The sequence below is a fragment of the Sphingomonas ginsenosidimutans genome (genome assembly GCF_002374835.1).
GTDB lineage: Bacteria > Pseudomonadota > Alphaproteobacteria > Sphingomonadales > Sphingomonadaceae > Sphingomonas > Sphingomonas ginsenosidimutans.
The window spans coordinates 94,751-112,936 of record NZ_NWVD01000007.1; the positions used below are offsets into that span (position 1 = coordinate 94,751).

Annotated in this window: 19 protein-coding genes; 9 read left to right on the forward strand and 10 right to left on the reverse strand. The window is 68.3% G+C overall.

What is annotated here, in order from left to right; all coding sequences use genetic code 11:
- Positions 1-28 precede the first annotated feature (28 nt).
- On the reverse strand, positions 29-1,438 hold the full coding sequence (gene astD, locus COA17_RS14275) for a succinylglutamate-semialdehyde dehydrogenase (RefSeq protein WP_096613351.1): 1,410 nt from the start codon (positions 1,436-1,438) through the stop codon (positions 29-31).
- 9 nt (positions 1,439-1,447) lie between these two features.
- Positions 1,448-2,839 (reverse strand): protein adenylyltransferase SelO family protein, encoded by a 1,392-nt coding sequence (locus COA17_RS14280; RefSeq protein ID WP_096613353.1) that lies wholly within the window; start codon positions 2,837-2,839, stop codon positions 1,448-1,450.
- A gap of 71 nt (positions 2,840-2,910) precedes the next feature.
- Here COA17_RS14280 and COA17_RS14285 point away from each other — a divergent pair, with 71 nt between their 5' ends.
- The 5 genes from COA17_RS14285 (at position 2,911) to COA17_RS14305 (ending at position 8,060) form a co-directional block, all read left to right on the forward strand.
- Positions 2,911-3,789, forward strand: coding sequence for an alpha/beta fold hydrolase (locus COA17_RS14285; RefSeq protein ID WP_066490493.1), 879 nt, complete (start codon positions 2,911-2,913; stop codon positions 3,787-3,789).
- A 39-nt stretch (positions 3,790-3,828) separates the two neighbouring features.
- Positions 3,829-4,965: a glycoside hydrolase family 130 protein gene (locus tag COA17_RS14290; RefSeq protein WP_096613355.1), complete on the forward strand. Its 1,137-nt coding sequence runs from the start codon at positions 3,829-3,831 to the stop codon at positions 4,963-4,965.
- A gap of 47 nt (positions 4,966-5,012) precedes the next feature.
- Positions 5,013-6,149: a glycosyltransferase gene (locus COA17_RS14295; protein WP_096613454.1), complete on the forward strand. Its 1,137-nt coding sequence runs from the start codon at positions 5,013-5,015 to the stop codon at positions 6,147-6,149.
- 76 nt (positions 6,150-6,225) lie between these two features.
- On the forward strand, positions 6,226-7,629 hold the full coding sequence (locus COA17_RS14300; protein WP_096613456.1) for an NAD(P)H-dependent flavin oxidoreductase: 1,404 nt from the start codon (positions 6,226-6,228) through the stop codon (positions 7,627-7,629).
- On the forward strand, positions 7,629-8,060 hold the full coding sequence (locus COA17_RS14305) for a hypothetical protein (protein ID WP_096613357.1): 432 nt from the start codon (positions 7,629-7,631) through the stop codon (positions 8,058-8,060). The genes COA17_RS14300 and COA17_RS14305 overlap by 1 nt, the downstream gene beginning before the upstream one ends.
- Before the next feature lie 181 nt (positions 8,061-8,241).
- Here the strand turns inward: COA17_RS14305 and COA17_RS14310 are convergent, their stop codons facing one another.
- From COA17_RS14310 to COA17_RS14320, 3 genes are all read right to left on the reverse strand, one after another.
- Positions 8,242-8,559, reverse strand: a complete 318-nt coding sequence (locus COA17_RS14310; protein ID WP_096613359.1) for an STY0301 family protein — start codon at positions 8,557-8,559, stop codon at positions 8,242-8,244.
- Between the two features lie 76 nt (positions 8,560-8,635).
- Entirely contained in the window at positions 8,636-8,827 is a 192-nt protein-coding gene (locus COA17_RS14315; protein ID WP_066488375.1) for a hypothetical protein, read from the reverse strand.
- Positions 8,828-8,931: 104 nt separating this feature from the next.
- The gene (locus COA17_RS14320) at positions 8,932-9,930 is read right to left on the reverse strand and encodes a 2-hydroxyacid dehydrogenase (RefSeq protein WP_096613361.1); all 999 of its coding nucleotides are present in this window, start codon (positions 9,928-9,930) and stop codon (positions 8,932-8,934) included.
- Positions 9,931-10,024: 94 nt separating this feature from the next.
- Here COA17_RS14320 and COA17_RS14325 point away from each other — a divergent pair, with 94 nt between their 5' ends.
- The 4 genes from COA17_RS14325 (at position 10,025) to COA17_RS14340 (ending at position 12,551) form a co-directional block, all read left to right on the forward strand.
- On the forward strand, positions 10,025-10,504 hold the full coding sequence (locus COA17_RS14325; protein WP_096613363.1) for an SH3 domain-containing protein: 480 nt from the start codon (positions 10,025-10,027) through the stop codon (positions 10,502-10,504).
- Positions 10,501-11,346: a carboxylating nicotinate-nucleotide diphosphorylase gene (gene nadC / locus COA17_RS14330; protein WP_096613365.1), complete on the forward strand. Its 846-nt coding sequence runs from the start codon at positions 10,501-10,503 to the stop codon at positions 11,344-11,346. Before COA17_RS14325 ends, nadC begins: the two co-directional genes overlap by 4 nt.
- Positions 11,347-11,418: 72 nt before the next feature.
- A complete protein-coding gene (locus COA17_RS14335) occupies positions 11,419-11,844 on the forward strand; it encodes a hypothetical protein (RefSeq protein WP_096613367.1) in 426 nt (141 codons plus the stop codon).
- Positions 11,841-12,551 (forward strand): ribonuclease T2 family protein, encoded by a 711-nt coding sequence (locus tag COA17_RS14340; protein ID WP_096613369.1) that lies wholly within the window; start codon positions 11,841-11,843, stop codon positions 12,549-12,551. Before COA17_RS14335 ends, COA17_RS14340 begins: the two co-directional genes overlap by 4 nt.
- Positions 12,552-13,531: 980 nt before the next feature.
- On the opposite strand, the gene COA17_RS14345 is transcribed toward COA17_RS14340, so the two are convergent.
- The 5 genes from COA17_RS14345 to COA17_RS14365 form a co-directional block, all read right to left on the reverse strand.
- The gene (locus COA17_RS14345) at positions 13,532-14,710 is read right to left on the reverse strand and encodes a vWA domain-containing protein (protein ID WP_096613371.1); all 1,179 of its coding nucleotides are present in this window, start codon (positions 14,708-14,710) and stop codon (positions 13,532-13,534) included.
- Between the two features lie 62 nt (positions 14,711-14,772).
- The gene (locus COA17_RS14350) at positions 14,773-15,336 is read right to left on the reverse strand and encodes a CHAP domain-containing protein (RefSeq protein ID WP_066488280.1); all 564 of its coding nucleotides are present in this window, start codon (positions 15,334-15,336) and stop codon (positions 14,773-14,775) included.
- Positions 15,337-15,374: 38 nt separating this feature from the next.
- On the reverse strand, positions 15,375-16,352 hold the full coding sequence (locus COA17_RS14355; protein WP_096613373.1) for an AraC family transcriptional regulator: 978 nt from the start codon (positions 16,350-16,352) through the stop codon (positions 15,375-15,377).
- 88 nt (positions 16,353-16,440) lie between these two features.
- Entirely contained in the window at positions 16,441-17,295 is an 855-nt protein-coding gene (locus tag COA17_RS14360) for an AAA family ATPase (RefSeq protein ID WP_066488276.1), read from the reverse strand.
- A gap of 74 nt (positions 17,296-17,369) precedes the next feature.
- Positions 17,370-18,062 (reverse strand): DUF6975 family protein, encoded by a 693-nt coding sequence (locus COA17_RS14365; protein ID WP_245857822.1) that lies wholly within the window; start codon positions 18,060-18,062, stop codon positions 17,370-17,372.
- Between the last annotated feature and the right edge of the window lie 124 nt (positions 18,063-18,186).

Sequence of the window (18,186 nt, forward strand, 5' to 3'; positions counted from 1 at the left end):
TTCCCCCGTGATGCCCGTGCCGGGCGCGTCAGCCGTCGGCCAGCCCGATGCCGATCGCCGCACGCGCCGCATCCGCTTCGTTCGAAACGACCGGATAGGCGCAATAATCGGCGGCGTAATAGGCGCTGGGCCGGTGATTGCCGGACCAGCCGACGCCGCCGAACGGCGCCGAGGAAGACGCACCGTTGGTCGGCTTGTTCCAGTTGACGATCCCGGCGCGCGCGCCGGCCCAGAAACGGTCGAACAGCGCGGGCGTCTGGCTGACCAGCGACGCCGACAGGCCGTAGCGGGTGTTGTTCGCCTCCGCGATGGCGGCGTCGAAATCGTCGATGCGGATCACCTGCAGCAGTGGGCCGAACAGCTCAACATCGGGGCGGCCGGGCATGTCGGTGACGTCGATGATGCCGGGGGTGACGAACGGGCGCGCCGGATCGGGGCGCGCCATGTGGCGGATCGGGCGTCCGCCCTTCATCAACAGCGCCAGGAAGCTTTCGGTGAGGCCGTCGGCGGTTTCGTTGTCGATCACGGGGCCCATGAACGGCTGGGGATCGTCGTGCGGCGCGCCGACGATCAGCCGCCCGGTCAGCCGCGACAGTTCCGCGATCAGACCGTCGGCCAGCTGTTCCTGCACGATCAGCCGCCGCGCGGCGGTGCACCGCTGGCCCGCGGTGGTGAAGGCCGATTGTGCCACCAGCACCGCGGCGGTGTGCAGATCGGGGGTGTCCCACACCACGATCGGGTTGTTGCCGCCCATTTCGAGCGCCAGGATCTTTTCCGGCATTTCCGCGAACTGGCGGTTGAGCGCGATGCCGGTGCGCGCCGATCCGGTGAACAGCAGCCCGTCGATATCGGGATGCGCGGCCAGCGCCTTGCCCTCCGCCGGGCCCCCGACCAGCACGCGCACGGCCTCCTCGGGCACGCCGGCGGCGTGGTAGCATTCCACCAGGAACACGCCGGTGGCCGGGGTCTTTTCCGACGGTTTGAACACCACCGCATTGCCCGCGATCAGCGCCGGGACGATGTGGCCGTTGGGCAGGTGGGCGGGGAAATTGTACGGGCCGAGCACCGCCAGCACGCCATGCGGCTTGTGACGCAGCGCCATGCGGCTGTTCATCGGCGCGTCCATCCGCCGCTGTGCGGTGCGTTCGGCGTAAGCGGTGATCGAGATATCGACCTTGGCGATGACGCTGTCGACCTCGGTACGCGCCTCCCACAGGGGCTTGCCGGTTTCGCGTGCGATCAGATCGGTGAAGGCGTCGGCGCGCTGGCGCACGACATTGGCGAAGCGGCGCAGCGTTTCGATACGGAACGCCAGCGATCGCGCCGCCCAGGGCATGAACCCGTCGCGTGCGGTCGCGACCTCCAGGTCGACATCGCCCTTCTCCCCGCGCCACAGTTCGGCGCCGGTGGCCGGTTCGTACGAGATCACGTCTGCCATGGCGCCGTCTTAGACGCGACTATCCGCGCTGCGGAAGGGGCAGCGCGCCAGCGCCTCACGCATTTCATTGATCCGCGCCACTTTTGCATGGAACGGCGCCCAGTCGTCGCGCGCGTCGATCGCGGACCAGATCGCCTCGACCTCGTCGATCAGCATCGAACAGGGCGCGCCGGACCAGAAGGGATGGGCACGATCGCCGATCACCGGGAAAGCGGCGAGCGCGCTGCGCGCCTCCTCCCATCCAGCGCCGTAGTCCGCCGGCAGGTCGCGCGCATAGGCATCGAAGAAGAAGCGGTCGATCGCGGTCCCGGTGCCGCGCAGCGCGCGCTCCACCGCCTGTACCAGCGCGCGATCGCGCGCGGCATCCAGCGGCGCACGGCCCAGCCGCCACAGGATCGCGTGCGCGACCGCGGGCTGGTAGAGGTCGCCGAACGTATCGAGGATCGCGATCAGCGGCTCGGCATCGGCCAGCGGGCGCAGCGACACCGCCAGCTGCATCGCATCCCAGTGGATCGCCTCCGGCTGACGACCGAAGGCGTAAAGGCCGGCATGGTCGAAATAGGCGGCGACGAACGCCGGGTCGCAGGTCGGCGCAAACCGCCATGGGCCGTAATCGAAGCTTTCGCCGGTGACGTTGATATTGTCCGAGTTGAGCACGCCATGGACGAAGCCGGCCGCCATATAGGCGGCGGCCAGCCGCGCGGTGCGCTCCACCACCAGCGACAGCAGCCGCAGCGGGTCGTCGCCGTCCTCCCCATACAGCTCGCGCAGGACATAGGCGGTGAGGCGCCGCAGTCCGTCCTCATCGCGATGATAGGCCAGCCGCTGGAACGTGCCGATGCGGATATGCCCGTGGCTGAGCCGCACCAGCACCGCCGAGCGGGTGGGGGAGGGTTCGTCGCCGCGGTCCAGCGCCTCGCCGGTCTCGATCAGCGAGAAGCTGCGCGAGGTGGGGACGCCCAGCGCCTCCAGCATCTCACTGGCCAGAACCTCGCGCACGCCGCCCTTCAACGTCAGCCGCCCGTCGCCGAAGCGGCTCCACGGCGTCTGGCCCGACCCCTTGGTGCCCAGGTCCATCAGCCGGCTGTCCGCATCGCGCAACTGCGCGAAGGTGAAGCCGCGGCCGTCGCCCAGATCCGGGTTGTAGGTGCGGAACTGGTGTCCGTGATAGCGCAGCGCCAGCGGCGTATCGAGCGAGCCGGGCAACGGCGCGAACCGGCCAAAATTGCGCACCCATTCGCCGTCGTCGAGCGTGTCCAGTCCGACCTGCCGCGCGGCACGATCGTTGCGGAACCGCAGCCGCGTTTCGGGGAAGTCCGCCGGGGCCACGCGATCCCAGAATGTGTCGCCCAGCGACACGATCGCGCGTTCCGGCCGATATGCTTGCGGGGGGAACACCATGCGGCGATATGGGGGGCGAGCGGCCATGGGTGCAATGGGCCGCGCGACAACGGGCGGGACGCAGCGACACCATGGCCGACTATCGCGATCTTTTCTGGTGGTCCGCCGACGGCATCCGGCTGCACGCGCGCGACTATCCGGGGCCGGCAGATGCCGACGGCGTCGCGCCGGTCGTCTGCATGCCCGGCCTGACCCGCAACGCCCGCGACTACGATGCGCTGGCGCGGCGGCTGGCGGCGCGGCGGCGGGTGATCGCGGTCGAATTCCGCGGGCGCGGCGACAGCGGCTATGCCAAGGATCCGATGACCTATGTGCCGCTGATCTATGCGCAGGATGTCGCAGCCCTGCTGGACCAGGAGAAGATCGACCGGTTCGCGGCGATCGGCACATCGCTGGGCGGGATCGTGACGATGTTGCTGGCGGGGATGCTGCCGGGGCGGATCGCGGGTGCGCTGCTCAACGATATCGGGCCGGAGATCGAGCCGGGCGGCCTGTCGCGGATCCGCGGCTATGTCGGCCGGTCGAGCACCTATCCGACGTGGATGCATGCCGCGCGCGGGGTGCAGGAGGCGAACGAGGACGTCTATCCCGGCTGGACGATCGAACAATGGCTGGGGATGGCCAAGCGGCTGTACCGGCTCAATTCCGCGGGTCGCATCGTCCTCGACTATGACATGAAGATCGCCGAACCGTTCCGCCTGCCGGGCGGGGAGGCGGGGCCGGACATGTGGCGCGCGCTGGCGGCGCTGGGCGAGGTGCCGGTGCTGGTGGTGCGCGGCGGGCGGTCCGACATCCTGTCCGCCGCGACCGCCGGGCGGATGGTCGCCGCGCTGCCGGATGCGGAACTGCTTACGCTGCCCGATGTCGGCCACGCCCCGACGCTGGACGAGCCGGGCGTCGATGACGCGATCGGCCGTTGGCTGGCGCGCGCGTCGGAACCGCGCGTCTAGCTCGTTCGTCTCCGCGGTTCGGCGGACGGTGGAGTGACAATGGCCTATCCCCATGACGCGATCGTGTTCGACCCGCGCGACGTCGACCTGTCGCGATCGCCGCTGGCCGGGAAGGTCGATGCCGATACCTATGTGCTGGGCGCGTTCAACCCCGGCGTGACGCGCCTGCCCAACGGCAACCTCCTGCTGATGGTGCGCGTCGCCGAGGCGCTGCGCCACCCGATCCGCGATTCGCATATCCATGCGATCCGCTGGGACGACGGGCGCTACGTGCTCGACGCCTGGCCGCTTGCGCTGGTCGACACGTCGGACCCGCGCAAGTTCATGATGCGCGGCGGCGGGTGGCGGGTGATGGCGCTGACGTCGCTGTCGTGGCTGCTGCCGGTCGAGCTGGACGCCGACGGGCGCCGCGTGGTGGCGGTGCACTACGACCGTGCGATCGCGCCGCGCGCACCCTATCAATGCTATGGCGTCGAGGATGCGCGGATCAGCCGCGTCGACGGGCACTATTACATGACCACCTGCTCGGTCAGCCCGGAGCGGCACTCCACGACGCTCTACACCAGCGACGATGCGCTCGACTGGACGCTGCGGGGCATCGTGCTGGACCATCAGAACAAGGACATGCTGCTGTTCGAGGGGAAGGTGGGCGGGGCATTCTGGGCGCAGACGCGGCCGCTGGGCGACCTGTATTTCGCCTATCCCCCGGACAGCCCGTGGCGCGCGGGGCCGTCGATCAACCTGGCGACATCGCCCGATGCGCTTCACTGGAAACCGCACGACCGCCCCGGCATCCGCCCGCACGCCGCCACCACCGCCACCGCGCGGATGGGCGGGGGGGCGCCGCCGGTGCTGGCCGAGGTGGACGGGCAGCGCGGGTGGCTGACGCTATGGCACGGCGTCGAGCCGTCCGGCATCGTGGGCATCTACCGGACCTATTGGTCGCTGCTGGACGAACGCGACCCGTCGCGCACGATCGCGACCAGCCATGCGCCGTTGCTGGAGCCGGCGGCGGCGCTGACCGCACCGCTGGACGACCTGATGTACATCACCGACGTCGTCTTCACGACCGGCGTGGTGGACGGCGGCGCGCACTGGATCGTGGCGAGCGGCGAGGCGGACCTGGCGTGCCGGATCACGCACGTGCCAAAGGATGCGCTGACTGCCGGCGCGTGACAGAGCCCGCGTTGCGGGGCGTGCACCTCCGCGGCTATGGCGCGGGCATGTCGCAACCGCTGTCGATCCTGCACCTTCATTCCACGTTCGACCTGGGCGGCAAGGAGGCGCGGGCCGTCCGGCTGATGAACGCCTTCGGCGATCGTGCCCGCCATGTCATCGTATCGGGGATGCCGGGGCATTACGGCGCGCGCGAGCGGATCGCCAAAGGCATCCGCTATGAAATCGCACAGGACCCGCCGCCGCTGACCGGGCGGCCGTCGGTAGCGCGATACGAGGCGATCGCGCGGTTCATGCGCGGGTTCGACCTGGTGCTGACGTACAATTGGGGGGCGATCGACGGGGTGATGGCGCGGCGCGTGTTCGGGCGCGGCATGCCGCCGGTGATCCACCACGAAGATGGCTTCAACGAGGACGAGGCCGGCGGGCTGAAGCGCGAGCGCAACCTGTACCGCCGCTTCGCGCTGAGCGCCGCCAGCGCGCTGGTGGTGCCGAGCGACGTGCTGGAGCGGATCGCGCTGGACACGTGGAAGCAGCCGCGCGCGCGTGTCCATCGCATCGGCAACGGCATCGCCACGGCGCTCTACGCGCAGCGTCCCGATCCGAAGGCGATCCCCGGCTTCGTCCGCAACGAGCGCGAAACGGTGATCGGCAGCGTCGCCGGGCTGCGCGCGGTGAAGGACCTGCCCGCGCTGGTGCGCGCGGCCGGCGGCCTGTCGGCGCGGTTCCGGCTGGTGATCGTCGGCGAGGGGCCGGAACGCGCCGCGATCGAGCAGGCGGCGCTGGCGATGGGGATCGACGACCGCGTCGTCTTGCCCGGTTTCCTCGACCGCCCGTATCGCTTCATGGGATTGTTCGACATGCTGGCGCTGTCGTCGCGATCCGAACAGGCGCCGATCAGCGTGATCGAGGCGATGGCCGCGGGCCTGCCGGTGGTCAGCCCGCCGGTCGGCGACGTGGCGCAGATGGTGTCGGCGGAAAACCGCCCGTTCATCACCGAACATCGCGGCGAGGTGCGGCTGCGCGACGCGATGCAGGCGCTGGCGGGCGACAAGGCGCTGCGCGAGCGTGTCGGCTCGGCCAACCGCGCAAAGGCGGTGGCCGAGTTCGACGAGGGCGTGATGATCGCCCGCTATGCCGCGCTGTACGCGGGGGCCGCGGGGCGACCGGGGTGCCTGGGATGAGTCGCAATTTTGTCGCGTTGCGGCCCGATTGGTTTATACGGGCGCGCGTCGTCATTCTGCTGATATGGGAAATCGCGTGTTCAAGGGGCTGAAGCCGATCGTCTATGCCGGCCGCGAGGTGTGGCCGCTGGTGGAAGGTGGAAAGGGCGTTGCCGCCACCAACCACGCTTCCGCCGGCGCATGGGCCGCGGCGGGCGGGATCGGGACGGTATCGGCGGTCAATGCCGACAGCTACGATCCCGACGGCAAGATCATCCCGCAGGTCTATCACGCGCTGACCCGCCGCGAACGGCATGAGGAACTGATCGCCTATGCGATCGAGGGCGCGGTGCAGCAGGTGCAGCGCGCCTGGGAGATCGCCGGCGGAAAGGGCGCGATCAACATCAACGTCCTGTGGGAAATGGGCGGCGCGCAGCGCGTGTTGCAGGGCGTGCTGGAACGCACCCGCGGGCTGGTATCGGGCGTCACCTGCGGCGCGGGAATGCCGTACAAGCTGAGCGAGATCGCCGCGTCGTACAACGTCAACTATCTGCCGATCGTCAGTTCCGGCCGCGCGTTCCGCGCGCTGTGGAAGCGCGCCTATTCCAAGGTTTCGGACCTGCTGGGCGCGGTGGTGTACGAGGATCCGTGGCTGGCGGGCGGGCACAACGGCCTGTCCAATGCCGAAGACCCGCTGAAGCCGGAGGATCCCTATCCCCGCGTCAAGGCGCTGCGCGACACGATGCGCGAAGGCGGCCTCCCCGACAGCGTGCCGATCGTGATGGCGGGCGGCGTCTGGTACCTGCGCGACTGGAACGAGTGGATCGACAACCCGGAACTGGGCCAGATCGCCTTCCAGTACGGCACGCGCCCGCTGCTGACGCAGGAAAGCCCGATCCCCGAGGGGTGGAAGGCCAAGCTGATGGACATCGAGGAGGGCGAGGTGTCGCTCCATCGTTTCTCCCCGACCGGTTTCTATTCGTCGGCGGTGCGCAACCCGTTCCTGCGCGCGCTGGAGGCGCGGTCGGAGCGGCAGATCGCCTTTTCCACGCAGGAGGCGGGGGATCATGTCTTCCAGCTGGACGTGGGCGTGAAGGGTAAGAATTTCTGGGTGACGCGCAACGACCTGCTGCGCGCGCGCCAGTGGTTCGGCGAGGGCTTCACCGACGCGCTGAAGACCCCCGACAATACGCTGGTGTTCGTGTCGCCGGGCGAGAAGGCGGAAATCCGCAAGGATCAGGCCGATTGCATGGGCTGCCTCAGCCAGTGCCTGTTCTCCAGCTGGGCGGATACCGAGACCAATTCGACCGGGCGGCTGGCCGATCCGCGCAGCTTCTGCATCCAGAAGACGTTGCAGGAGATCGCGCACGGCGCCGATACCGACCAGAACCTGATGTTCGCGGGCCATGCGGCGTATAACTTCAAGCGCGATCCCTTCTATTCCAACGGCTTCGTGCCGACGGTGAAGCAGCTGGTCGATCGTATCCTGACCGGCGACTGATGCTGGACGCCACGCTGGCGCGCGTCGCGGCAGCGATGGCGCAGGCTGGTGCGCGCGACCATTGGTGGATCATCGGCAGCGCGGCGGTCGTGCTGCATGGCGTCGATACGTCGGTGGCGGATGTCGACCTGCTGCTGTCGCCGGCCGATGCCGAACGGTTGCTGGCGGTGTGGCCGGGCGCGGTGGCGACCGGTACGGCGAGCGAGCGGTTCCGGTCCCACCCTTATGCACGGCTCGACGGTGCGCCGTTGCCGGTGGAGATCATGGCCGGGTTGGAGGTGTGCGTCGACGGTATGTGGCAGGCGGTCCGCCCGGTGACGCGCGCGGCGCGGGGCGAGGTGTTCGTGCCGGGGCGTGCGGAGATGGTGGATATCCTGCAGATGTTCGGGCGTGAAAAGGACCTGCGGCGCGCGGCGGCGTTGGTCCGTTAGGGTTGACGCGAAGACGCGAAGAAGTGGGTTCACGCGGAGGCGCGGAGGCGCGGAGGCCCGGAGACGGGGAGGTGTCGGGTTGCGCCCCGGAGCGTCCGCTCGCTTTCACGCATGGGTAGTTTTGACCGCTTCGGCGGCCAGGAGTGATCGCTCTTTGCGTCTTGGCGGCGTCGCGTGCACGCTAGCGACAGGACAGCGACGGGCGGGCGGCGTGCCATGTTGCCCGGCACGTGGTCATCCGGCGCGTGACCGGGACGAACAGCGGGGGGCGGCGCCGATAATCGCAGCGCAGGGTGAGCGACCGACCGGCGCGATAGACGCCATCGACCCGCCACGTCTGCACCAGCTTCCCGTTCCTGCGTCGTGACGTGTCGGGGGCGAGAACCGCATTGTCGGTGACCGGGCCGTCGAAGAGGGCAAAGCCGCTCAGCGAGGTGCCGGCGTGAGCGGAAGGGCAGGCGGCGGCTGCGGCGGAGGCCATCAACAGCATGGCGATCATGGCTCTTTCCCAACAAATGCAAACGGCGCGCCGCCATCGCGGGCGACGCGCCGTCACGTTAGCGGGGTAGCGGTGGTCAGTCGATGACGGTGCCGGCTACGGCACCCGCAGCGCCGCCGACGGCCGCGCCCTTCTCCACGCTGCCGCCGGTCGCTGCCGCGACACCCGCACCGCCGGCGCCGCCGATCGCGGCGCCGCGCAGCGTCGAACAGGCCGACATCGACGCGGCCGACGCGACCAGCAAAGCGGAGATGGCAATCTTCTTCATGGCGGGGTTCCTTTCGGCGTGGGTGACCCCGGTCAAAAGGACGGCGCGGCGATGGGTTCCGGCGGGAAACTTTTCGTCACATGTCCGCGTGTTAGGGCCTCGCCCTAGACCCAGCCTTCCAGCACCTGGTCGGGCGGGCGGTGGCCATCGGCCCACATGCGGATGTTGGCGACGACGCGCTCGCCGCTGGCGACGCGGCCTTCGTAGGTGGCCGATCCCATGTGCGGGGTCATCACCACGTTGGGCAGCGCCAGCAGTCGTGGGTCGATGCGCGGTTCGTGATGCCACACGTCCAGCCCCGCACCCGCCAGCCGCCCGCCCTCCAGCGCCGCGACCAGCGCATCCTCGTCCAGAATGCCGCCGCGGCTGGCGTTGATGACGAAGACGTGCGGGCGCAGCAGCGCGATGCGGCGCGCGTCGATCAGGTCGCGACTGTCGGCGTTGAGCGGGGTGTGCAGCGTCAATACGTCGATCGCGCCCAGCATCTCGTCCAGGTTGGGGTGCCATTGCGCCCCCAGCTCGGCCTCCACCACCTTGGGCAGGCGGTGGCGGTTGTGATAGTGGATCGACAGGCCGAAGGCGCGCGCGCGGCGCGCCACCGCCTGACCGATGCGGCCCATGCCGACGATCCCCAGCGCCTTGCCGCCGATGCGATAGCCCAGCATCCCGCCAGGGCTCCACCCGCTCCACTGGCCGGAGCGGACCAGCTTTTCCCCCTCCGCCAGCCGGCGCGGGACGGACACGATCAGCGCCATCGTCAGGTCGGCGGTATCCTCGGTCAGGACGCCGGGGGTGTTGGTGACGATGATCCCGCGCGCGCGCGCCGCGTTCAGATCAATATGGTTCACGCCCGCGCCGAAATTGGCAATCAGCCGCAGCCGTTCGCCCGCACCCGCGATCAGCGCAGCGTCGATCGTGTCGGTGACCGCGGGGACCAGCACGTCGCAGGTCGCCATCGCGCGCGCCAGTTCGTCGCGCGTCATCGGGCGATCGCCGCGGTTGTTGGTGGTGTCGAACAATTCCTCCAGCCGCCGCATGACGACGTCGGGCAGTTCGCGCGTGACGATCACCGTGGGATGGGCGGAGCGTCGCGTGTCGGCCATGCCAGCGGATTGGCCCAGCCGGCGGGGCGCGTCAACGGTTGATGCGGGCGCGGTCCGGGCGCTACAGGCGGGGGATGACCAGGGGTATCGGGTAATGCGTGCGGGCATGTGGATGGTCGCGGCGGCCGTGGCGGCGACGACACCGGTCGAGGCCGCGCCGGCCGACCGCAAGCCGCCTTATTACGCGTCGATCGCCCCGGCGCGCGCGCGGATGCGCACGGGGCCTGGCCGCACCTTCCCCTCCAGTTGGCTGTACGTGCGCGCAGGCCTGCCCGTGCGGGTGGTCGACACGTTCAAGGAATGGCGCAAGATCGAGGATCCCGGCGGCACCCAGGGGTGGATGCTGGGCACGATGATCAGCAACAACCGCGCCGCGATCGTCCAGGGCGGGGACCCGGCGGAAATGCGCGACAGGCCCGGCGGCCCGCACATCCTGTTCCGCGCGCAGCCCGGCGTCGTCGGGCGCGTCAGCCAGTGCGGCAACGGCTGGTGCCGCTTCGACGTGAAGGGGCAGGCCGGGTTCATCCAGGTCGACCGCCTGTGGGGCGTCGAACCGGAAGAGGTGTTGCCATGACCTTCGTTCTCGACGGGTTCGACACCGACGCGTTCGTCACCGCGACGCTGGCGGAGGATATGGGGGAGGGCGGCGACGTCACCTCCGCCGCGGTGATTCCCGCCGGTGCGCGCTTCACCGCCGTGATGGACAGCCGCGACGCGATCATCGTGTGCGGACTGGAGATCGCCGCCGCCTTCTTCCGCCGGATGGACCCGGATGCGGCGATCGAATTGCTCGTCGCCGACGGCGCGCAGGTGCCGCCGGGAACCGCGCTGATGCGCATCACCGGCGGCGCGCGCGCGCTGCTGACCGCGGAGCGATCGGCGCTCAACACCGTGCAGCATCTGTCGGGGATCGCGACGCTGACCCGTGCCTATGTCGATCGCATCGCGGGCACCGGCGCGACGCTGCTCGACACGCGCAAGACCATCCCCGGCCTGCGCCGGCTGGAGAAATACGCCACCCGCACCGGCGGCGCGAAGAACCACCGCATGGGCCTGTGGGATGCGGCGATGATCAAGGACAATCACGTCGCGGTCGCCGGCGGGGTCGGCCCCGCGGCGGCACTGGCCAAGGCGGCGGGGATCGCCGACATCATCGTGGAGGTCGACCGTATCGACCAGATCGCGCCCGCGCTGGACGCCGGGGCAACTCACCTGTTGCTCGACAACATGCCGCCGGCGATGCTGCGCGAGGCGGTGGGGATCGTCGCCGGGCGCGTGCCGACCGAGGCGTCGGGCGGCGTCACGCTGGAGACGATCCGCGCGATCGCCGAAACCGGCGTCACCTATGTCAGCGTCGGGCGGATCACTCAGTCGGCGCCGGCGGCGGACATCGGGCTGGATTTCGCCGCGGCATGATCGCCCCCGCTTGCGCCGCGCGCGATCCGGGCGCACTGGCGTTCCGTAACGTCAACGGGAAGTGAACCGCGCGTGCGTCCCCCTGCCATCCTGTCTTTCGAGCGTCTGTACCTCGCCTCGCTGGGGCTGTCGGTGATCGGCTGGGCGATCAGCTGGCCGGTGCTGTCGGCACGGATGGCGGCCGATCCGCGGACCGCCGGGTTCGGCTGGCTGCTGCCCGCCGGGCTGGCGCTGTCGGTCGCGATCTCGCTGGCGTTGTGGTTCTTCGTCGCGCGCCGCGCCAGTCGCATCGCCCGCACGATCGCGGTCGTGCTGACCGCGCTGTCGGTGCTGCGGCTGCTGTTGAACCTGCCCGCGATGCTGAACGGGGCGATGCCGCCGCTGGCCGCGATCCTGTCCATCGCCACGGTCGCGCTGGGCGTGATGGCGGTGATGGCCCTGTACCGTCCCGACGCGCGCAGCTGGTTCGGGGAAGATTTCGAAGGAGACGCCGCATGATCGCCCGCTCGCTCGCCGCGATGGCCCTGATGTTGCCGGGTGTGGCGGAGGCGCAGACGCTGTCGTGCGCGATCCCCGGCACCATCCCGCGCCCGCATCCGGATCTGCCAACCGAAAGCCAGCCGGCGCGCCGGCTGCCGATCGGCAGCTATACGCTGGCGATCACCTGGAACCCGGAATTCTGCCGCAACCGCGGCGATGACGCGGCCAACCGTTTCCAGTGCGGCGGCACCAACCGCTTCGGCTTTACGCTGCACGGTCTGTGGCCCGACGGCATCGGAAGGGACTGGCCGCAATATTGCCGCGCGACGCCGATCCTGTCGCGACAGGTGATCCGTCGGCACCTGTGCTCCACCCCCTCCGCGCAGCTGATGCAGCACGAATGGGCCAAGCACGGGACGTGCATGGCCGGATACACACCCGACCGCTATTTCGCGCGATCGACCGCAATGTATGGCCGGCTGCGCTTCCCCGACATGGACGCGCTGTCGCGCCAGACGCTGACCGCCGGCGCGCTGGCGGAGGCGATCGCGCGCGCCAATCCCGGGATGACCCCCGACATGATGCGGATCACTGCGACGCGGCAGGGGTGGCTGGACGAGGTGTGGCTGTGCACCGACCGCCGCTTCCGCTACGCGCGCTGCCCGGCGCACCAGGGCGGGCTGTCACCGGATGCGGCGGTGAAGATCTGGCGCGGGCGGCGGTAGGGCCGGCGGGTTTGCGGGCGGGGGGCGTAAGGGGGCAATCCGCGGTGCGCCTCCCGTGGACGTCTAGGGCGGATCGACAATCGCCTCCGTTCGCCCTGAGGAGCCGTTGAGCAACGTCGAAACGGCGTCTCGAAGGGCAGGTGCTTCGAGACGAGGCTTCGACTTCGCTCCGCCTCTCCTCAGCACGAACGGAAAATACTCCTGATTGTCGATCTGCCCTAGACGTTGGGGCTGACAATCCGGTTTCCGATAACGGTCGGTTGTCAGGCGCGATCGTTGCCGTTTCTCCGTACCCGTGGGAGGTTTCCGGAAAGTGCATTCGGGAACAGGTTTTGGGACCGCGGTCCGCGCAGGCGGACGTCAGCGCGATCGGGCGAGCGGAATCCTCGTCACTCGTTCGTTTCCGGGAATAAGCACAGCGGCCACTTTCGTTACTGGCCGACGTTGCTTGTATCGATAAAACGAGAGGCAGGCCACCATTGCCCTGCCAATGCACTTCCAGCCCAACTTACAACGAACGCAGGCGCAAAGAAAATTGGCAGAATGAAGATGGCAAGTCCTAGAGTGATATCATAATTTAGATTAGATGTATCTAAGGCGATAGATGCGAGGATGCCAAGTAAAATAACAGAGGGAAGTGCAAGCCAGCTTAGATAGTTTACCGTTCTGCTACCCAGCCTGCTCATGCGGCGTATTAGCACGCGCGCTGTGCCTCCGCTTAAGAAAATGCCAGTATATCCGGCCAACCATAATGGCCAATCGGACGGGACGTCGAGCATATGCATGGTATAGCCACCCTGCGAGTGGCCGCAAGGATGCCATCGCTGCAGCCCCCTATTCCCGTTTTACCATCGTTTTCGGTGAACGCGCAGGTTCTGCAACGCCGGCTGATGGCGCGCCGGCTGCTACATCAACAACGTGCGTACGCGCGGCGGGGGGGGGATGCCGCAACGGGTCCGATATGACGGGCGGATCCGACGCTAGCGCTTGCGCGTCAGCTCCCGCATCCCCGCATCCAGCCCCGCCAGCGTCAGCGGATACATGCGGTCGGTCATCAACTCGCGGATGATCTTCGCCGATTGCGAATAGCCCCATTGCGATTCCGCTACGGGGTTCAGCCACACCGCGGCGGGATAGGTGTTGGTCAGCCGCTGCATCCACACTGCGCCGGCTTCCTCGTTGAAATGTTCGACCGAGCCGCCGGGGTGGGTGATCTCATAGGGGCTCATCGCCGCATCGCCGACGAACACCAGCTTGTAATCATGGCCGTATTTGTGAAGTACGTCCCAGGTCGGAGTGCGTTCCTGGAACCGGCGCTTGTTATCCTTCCACACGCCCTCATACGGGCAATTGTGGAAGTAGAAAAATTCGAGGTTCTTGAACTCGCTGGTTGCGGCGGAGAACAGTTCCTCGCACAGCTTGATGAACGGATCCATCGATCCGCCGACGTCGAGGAACAGCAGCAGCTTCACCGCATTGCGACGTTCCGGGCGCATGTGGACGTCGAGCCAGCCCTGCCGCGCGGTGCCGTCAATCGTGGCATCGACGTCCAGTTCGTCCGCCGCGCCCTCACGCGCGAACTTGCGCAGCCGGCGCAGCGCGATCTTGATGTTGCGCGTGCCCAGCTCGCGCGTGCTGTCTAGGTTCTTGAACTCGCGCTGATCCCACACCTTGATCGCGCGCTTATGCCGCGATTCCCCGCCGATCCGCACGCCTTCGGGGTTGTAGCCCGAATTGCCATAGGGACTGGTGCCGCCGGTGCCGACCCATTTGTTGCCGCCCTGATGGCGCTTCTGCTGTTCCTCAAGACGCTTCTTGAGCGTCTCCATGATCTCGTCCCAGGACCCCAGCGACTTGATCGCGGCCATTTCCTCGGGCGTCAGATATTTTTCGGCGATCGCCTTCAGCCAGTCCTCGGGAACCTCGGCGCCTTCCTGCGCGAAGCTGGTCTCCAGCCCCTTGAACACCTTGGCAAAGACTTGGTCGAAGCGGTCCAGCAACCCTTCGTCCTTCACGTAGACCGAGCGGCTGAGGTAATAGAATTGCTCGGGCGAGCGATCGATGACGTCCGCCTGCAACGCCTCCAGCAGGATCAGATGCTCCTTGAGACTGGCGGGGATGCCGGCGGAGCGCAGCTCGTCGAGAAAGGCCAGGAACATGCGCGCATGATGCCCGCGGCGTGCGCCCGTGTCGAGTTGCTATCGAAGACGCGGTTCGGCGGTCAGCGCGATGCGATCGCTCCGGGGACATAGGCGTCGATCAGCGCGCCGACATCGTCGGGATGCTCGCCGCTGAGTTCGGCGGACGGCGGCGCATCGCCATAGATGAAGCCGGCGACGGGGTAGATGCTGCTGCCGAGTCCATTCGAATCGCGATACCAGACCTTCACCTGACTCCAGTCGTTCGCCGGTGACACGTCGTAGAGTGTTACGTCGCGTTCCGCATGGCCGCGCCGGCCGTCGCGGCGCGACCAGTTAGCGTGGGTGAGCATGACGACGCGGCGTTCGACGACGCGGCTGACCACCGCGACATGGCCGAGCCGCAACTGTCCGCTCTGCTTGAAGACGATCACCGCGCCGACGCGCGGCCGGTGCCCGCGGCGATAGCGGCCGTCCGCCTGGTCCCACCATGTCCAGGCATCGCCGTAGATCTGGATTCCCGACGCCGACCGCGCAAACGGCACGCATTGGCCGACATAGTCGAGCAACGACGGACCCGCCGCCGCCGTACCGGGCAGGGCGAGGAGCGAGGCGGCCAACGCAAGCGAGAATCGGACGAGGATCACGACGCGGCCACGCTACGTCGTGGCGCGATCCCAAGGGGTTAAGGGCGCACCAGCTTTTCGACGGAGCGGCTTTGCGATGCGACCAGCCGTGGTCGGGCGATCGCGGCGTCACGCTGTTCCGCGGCGGCGCGGCGCACCTCGGCCAAGCCGTTGAGGCAGGCGATGAGATAGCGATGATCCTGTTGCAGGAACCGTCGCGGGGTCATCCCCAGGAAGCGATCGGCATCGCGCAGGAAGTGCGAGGCATCGAAATAGGTCGGCGCCATCGCGGCATAGTTCGCGCCGCCGCCCGCCAGCATCATCCGCACCAGCGAGCGGACGAAGCGGGTACGGATCAGCAGCGTCTTGGGCGGGAACCCGAAATAGCGCGTCGACAGCCGCCGCAGCGCCGCCGGCGACATGCCGAGCGACGCGGCGGCGCTGGTCAGGTCGCGCGTCTCTTCACTGGCGATCAGCCGCTGGAGCGCGACGATCTGATCGTCGTCGCGGCCTGGCGGACGTACGATCGCGAGCAGCAGATCGTCGAGGATCGCCTTCACCTGCGTCGAGCGGTCCGACGCGCGCAGCCGGTCGAGCGCGCAGGCGACCCAGCCGGCGGGGAGCAGCGTGTCGAGCGGCACCACGCGGTCGCGATAGTCGTTCGCGCGCGCATCGAACAGCCGCGACCAACCGAGCGGGGTCAGATCGACGCCGATCGTCACGCCGCCATGCGTCGTCATCTGCATCGCGCGGCTGGCGTTGCCGTACAGCGCGGCGACCGGCATTGGATCGTAACGGCGCGACCCGATCGTCAGCGCGATCGCATCCGGCGCCAGGATGAAGCGGATCGCCGGCCAGGATGGCAGCAGCCAGGGCTTCACCCCGTCGCGCCACTCCTTTTTCGAATCGAAGACGTGATAGCTGCCGACCAAACCGCGCAGCGCGGGGGCGGGCATTTCGAACCGGGCGGCGGTGTGATCGGGCAGGCCGAACCGCTCCACCCGAACTCCTGGGACCAGCGACCCGCTTTCGATCATTCCCGACACCGCCTACGCCACCCCAATGATCGGATGTAGCGCGGTGAAGATGCGGGAAACAATAGTGAAGGCGGGGTAGGCGGCAGCGTCAGCCCTTGTTCGCCTGACGCTTGGCCATGAACGCCAGCCGTTCGAACAACATCACATCCTGTTCGTTCTTCAGCAGCGCGCCGTGCAGCGGCGGGATCGCCTTCGTCGGATCGCGGTTCTGCAGGACGTCGAGCGGCATGTCTTCGTGGAGCAGCAGTTTCAGCCAGTCGAGCAACTCGCTGGTCGACGGCTTCTTCTTCAGCCCCGGCACGTCGCGCACGTCGTAGAAGATGTCCATCGCGCGGCTGACCAGCATCTTCTGGATGCCGGGGAAGTGGACGTCGACGATCGCCTGCATCGTGTCGCGGTCGGGGAACTTGATATAGTGGAAGAAGCAGCGGCGCAGGAAGGCGTCCGGCAACTCCTTTTCATTGTTCGACGTGATGACGACGATCGGGCGTTCCTTCGCGCGGATCGTCTGCTTGGTTTCGTAGACGTGGAATTCCATGCGATCCAGCTCCTGAAGCAGATCGTTGGGGAATTCGATATCGGCCTTGTCGATCTCGTCGATCAGCAGGACGGCAGGGGTGTCACGCTCGAACGCCTCCCACAATTTGCCCTTGCGGATGTAGTTGGAAATGTCGTGGACGCGCGGGTCGCCCAACTGGCCGTCGCGCAGCCGTGCCACCGCGTCATATTCGTACAGGCCCTGCTGCGCCTTGGTCGTCGACTTGACGTTCCACTCGATAAGATCAGCGCCGACCGCCTTGGCGATCTCCTGTGCCAGCACGGTCTTGCCGGTGCCCGGCTCGCCCTTCACCAGCAGCGGGCGGCGCAGCGTGACCGCGGCGTTGACCGCCACTTTCAGATCGTCGGTGGCGACATAGCCTTCAGTGCCGTCGAACCGCTGCATTACCTTGCCCCGCCATCGTGTCGATTATCGGGTATGGTGTAGCGGCAGGTTGGGGCCGGGCGCAAGCGCGCGGCTTAATTCGGCTCCCGCGCGGCGGCGCGCGATTCCAGCAACGCCCACAGGCCGCGATGCTGCGCCAGCACCTGTTGCGCGCCGAACGCGAGCGCGCGTTCGACACCGGGCGCCGCATCGACGGCGTCGAGGAAAGCGTCGGCCGCCTGCACTACCGGCGCGAACGCGCGCCCGCCCTCGATCCCCAGCCGCGCGGCGCAGCCGTCCAGCACCGTGCGAACCGTTTCCCAATCGAGCACCAGCGCCAGCGCGGCCCCGGTGCCGCAGCCGGCGCGATCCGAACTCGCCAGCATCGCCAGCGCCTGACGCTGGCCGATGATCGCCGCCTCCGCCGCGGCGTGGCCGGGGGTGGAGGGTAGGGGGCCGACCGCAGCGGTCAGGCGCGCCAGATACGCACGCTCCGCGCGCATCGCGTCTGCCGCGCCGGTCAGCCACGCCAGCGCTTCACGATCGCCTGCGCGGGCCAGCGCATGATCGACCACTCCGGGCGCCGAGCCATGGACCACGCACAGCGCATAGACCGCATCGGCCAGATCGCGCAGCATCGCAGCGGGCGAGGCGAGCAGCCCCGCGTAAGGCGCCGCGGCGCTGCCGTCTGCGGCGAGCAACGCCCGGATCGTCGCCGCCGGCCCGGTCGTTTGCCGCGACGAAACCGCCGACCCGACCGCCATCGGGCCGTCCACCATCACCGCCATCACCGCGACTCCCGATCTTGTGCGACCAACCGGGACGACCACCGCGTCCCGTTGCCCCCTTGGGTAAGCGACCGACGTAAAGAGCGGGTTTACGCCCGGCGAAATTTTGCCGCTGCTTGATCGT

Bases quoted from the DNA above. Each gene is read 5' to 3' on its own strand.
- astD (WP_096613351.1), bottom strand. From the start codon at position 1,438: ATGGCAGACGTGATCTCGTACGAACCGGCCACCGGCGCCGAACTGTGG.
- COA17_RS14280 (WP_096613353.1), bottom strand. From the start codon at position 2,839: ATGGTGTTCCCCCCGCAAGCATATCGGCCGGAACGCGCGATCGTGTCG.
- COA17_RS14285 (WP_066490493.1), top strand. From the start codon at position 2,911: ATGGCCGACTATCGCGATCTTTTCTGGTGGTCCGCCGACGGCATCCGG.
- COA17_RS14290 (WP_096613355.1), top strand. From the start codon at position 3,829: ATGGCCTATCCCCATGACGCGATCGTGTTCGACCCGCGCGACGTCGAC.
- COA17_RS14295 (WP_096613454.1), top strand. From the start codon at position 5,013: ATGTCGCAACCGCTGTCGATCCTGCACCTTCATTCCACGTTCGACCTG.
- COA17_RS14305 (WP_096613357.1), top strand. From the start codon at position 7,629: ATGCTGGACGCCACGCTGGCGCGCGTCGCGGCAGCGATGGCGCAGGCT.
- COA17_RS14310 (WP_096613359.1), bottom strand. From the start codon at position 8,559: ATGATCGCCATGCTGTTGATGGCCTCCGCCGCAGCCGCCGCCTGCCCT.
- COA17_RS14315 (WP_066488375.1), bottom strand. From the start codon at position 8,827: ATGAAGAAGATTGCCATCTCCGCTTTGCTGGTCGCGTCGGCCGCGTCG.
- COA17_RS14320 (WP_096613361.1), bottom strand. From the start codon at position 9,930: ATGGCCGACACGCGACGCTCCGCCCATCCCACGGTGATCGTCACGCGC.
- COA17_RS14325 (WP_096613363.1), top strand. From the start codon at position 10,025: ATGCGTGCGGGCATGTGGATGGTCGCGGCGGCCGTGGCGGCGACGACA.
- nadC (WP_096613365.1), top strand. From the start codon at position 10,501: ATGACCTTCGTTCTCGACGGGTTCGACACCGACGCGTTCGTCACCGCG.
- COA17_RS14340 (WP_096613369.1), top strand. From the start codon at position 11,841: ATGATCGCCCGCTCGCTCGCCGCGATGGCCCTGATGTTGCCGGGTGTG.
- COA17_RS14345 (WP_096613371.1), bottom strand. From the start codon at position 14,710: ATGTTCCTGGCCTTTCTCGACGAGCTGCGCTCCGCCGGCATCCCCGCC.
- COA17_RS14355 (WP_096613373.1), bottom strand. From the start codon at position 16,352: ATGATCGAAAGCGGGTCGCTGGTCCCAGGAGTTCGGGTGGAGCGGTTC.
- COA17_RS14360 (WP_066488276.1), bottom strand. From the start codon at position 17,295: ATGCAGCGGTTCGACGGCACTGAAGGCTATGTCGCCACCGACGATCTG.
- COA17_RS14365 (WP_245857822.1), bottom strand. From the start codon at position 18,062: ATGGCGGTGATGGTGGACGGCCCGATGGCGGTCGGGTCGGCGGTTTCG.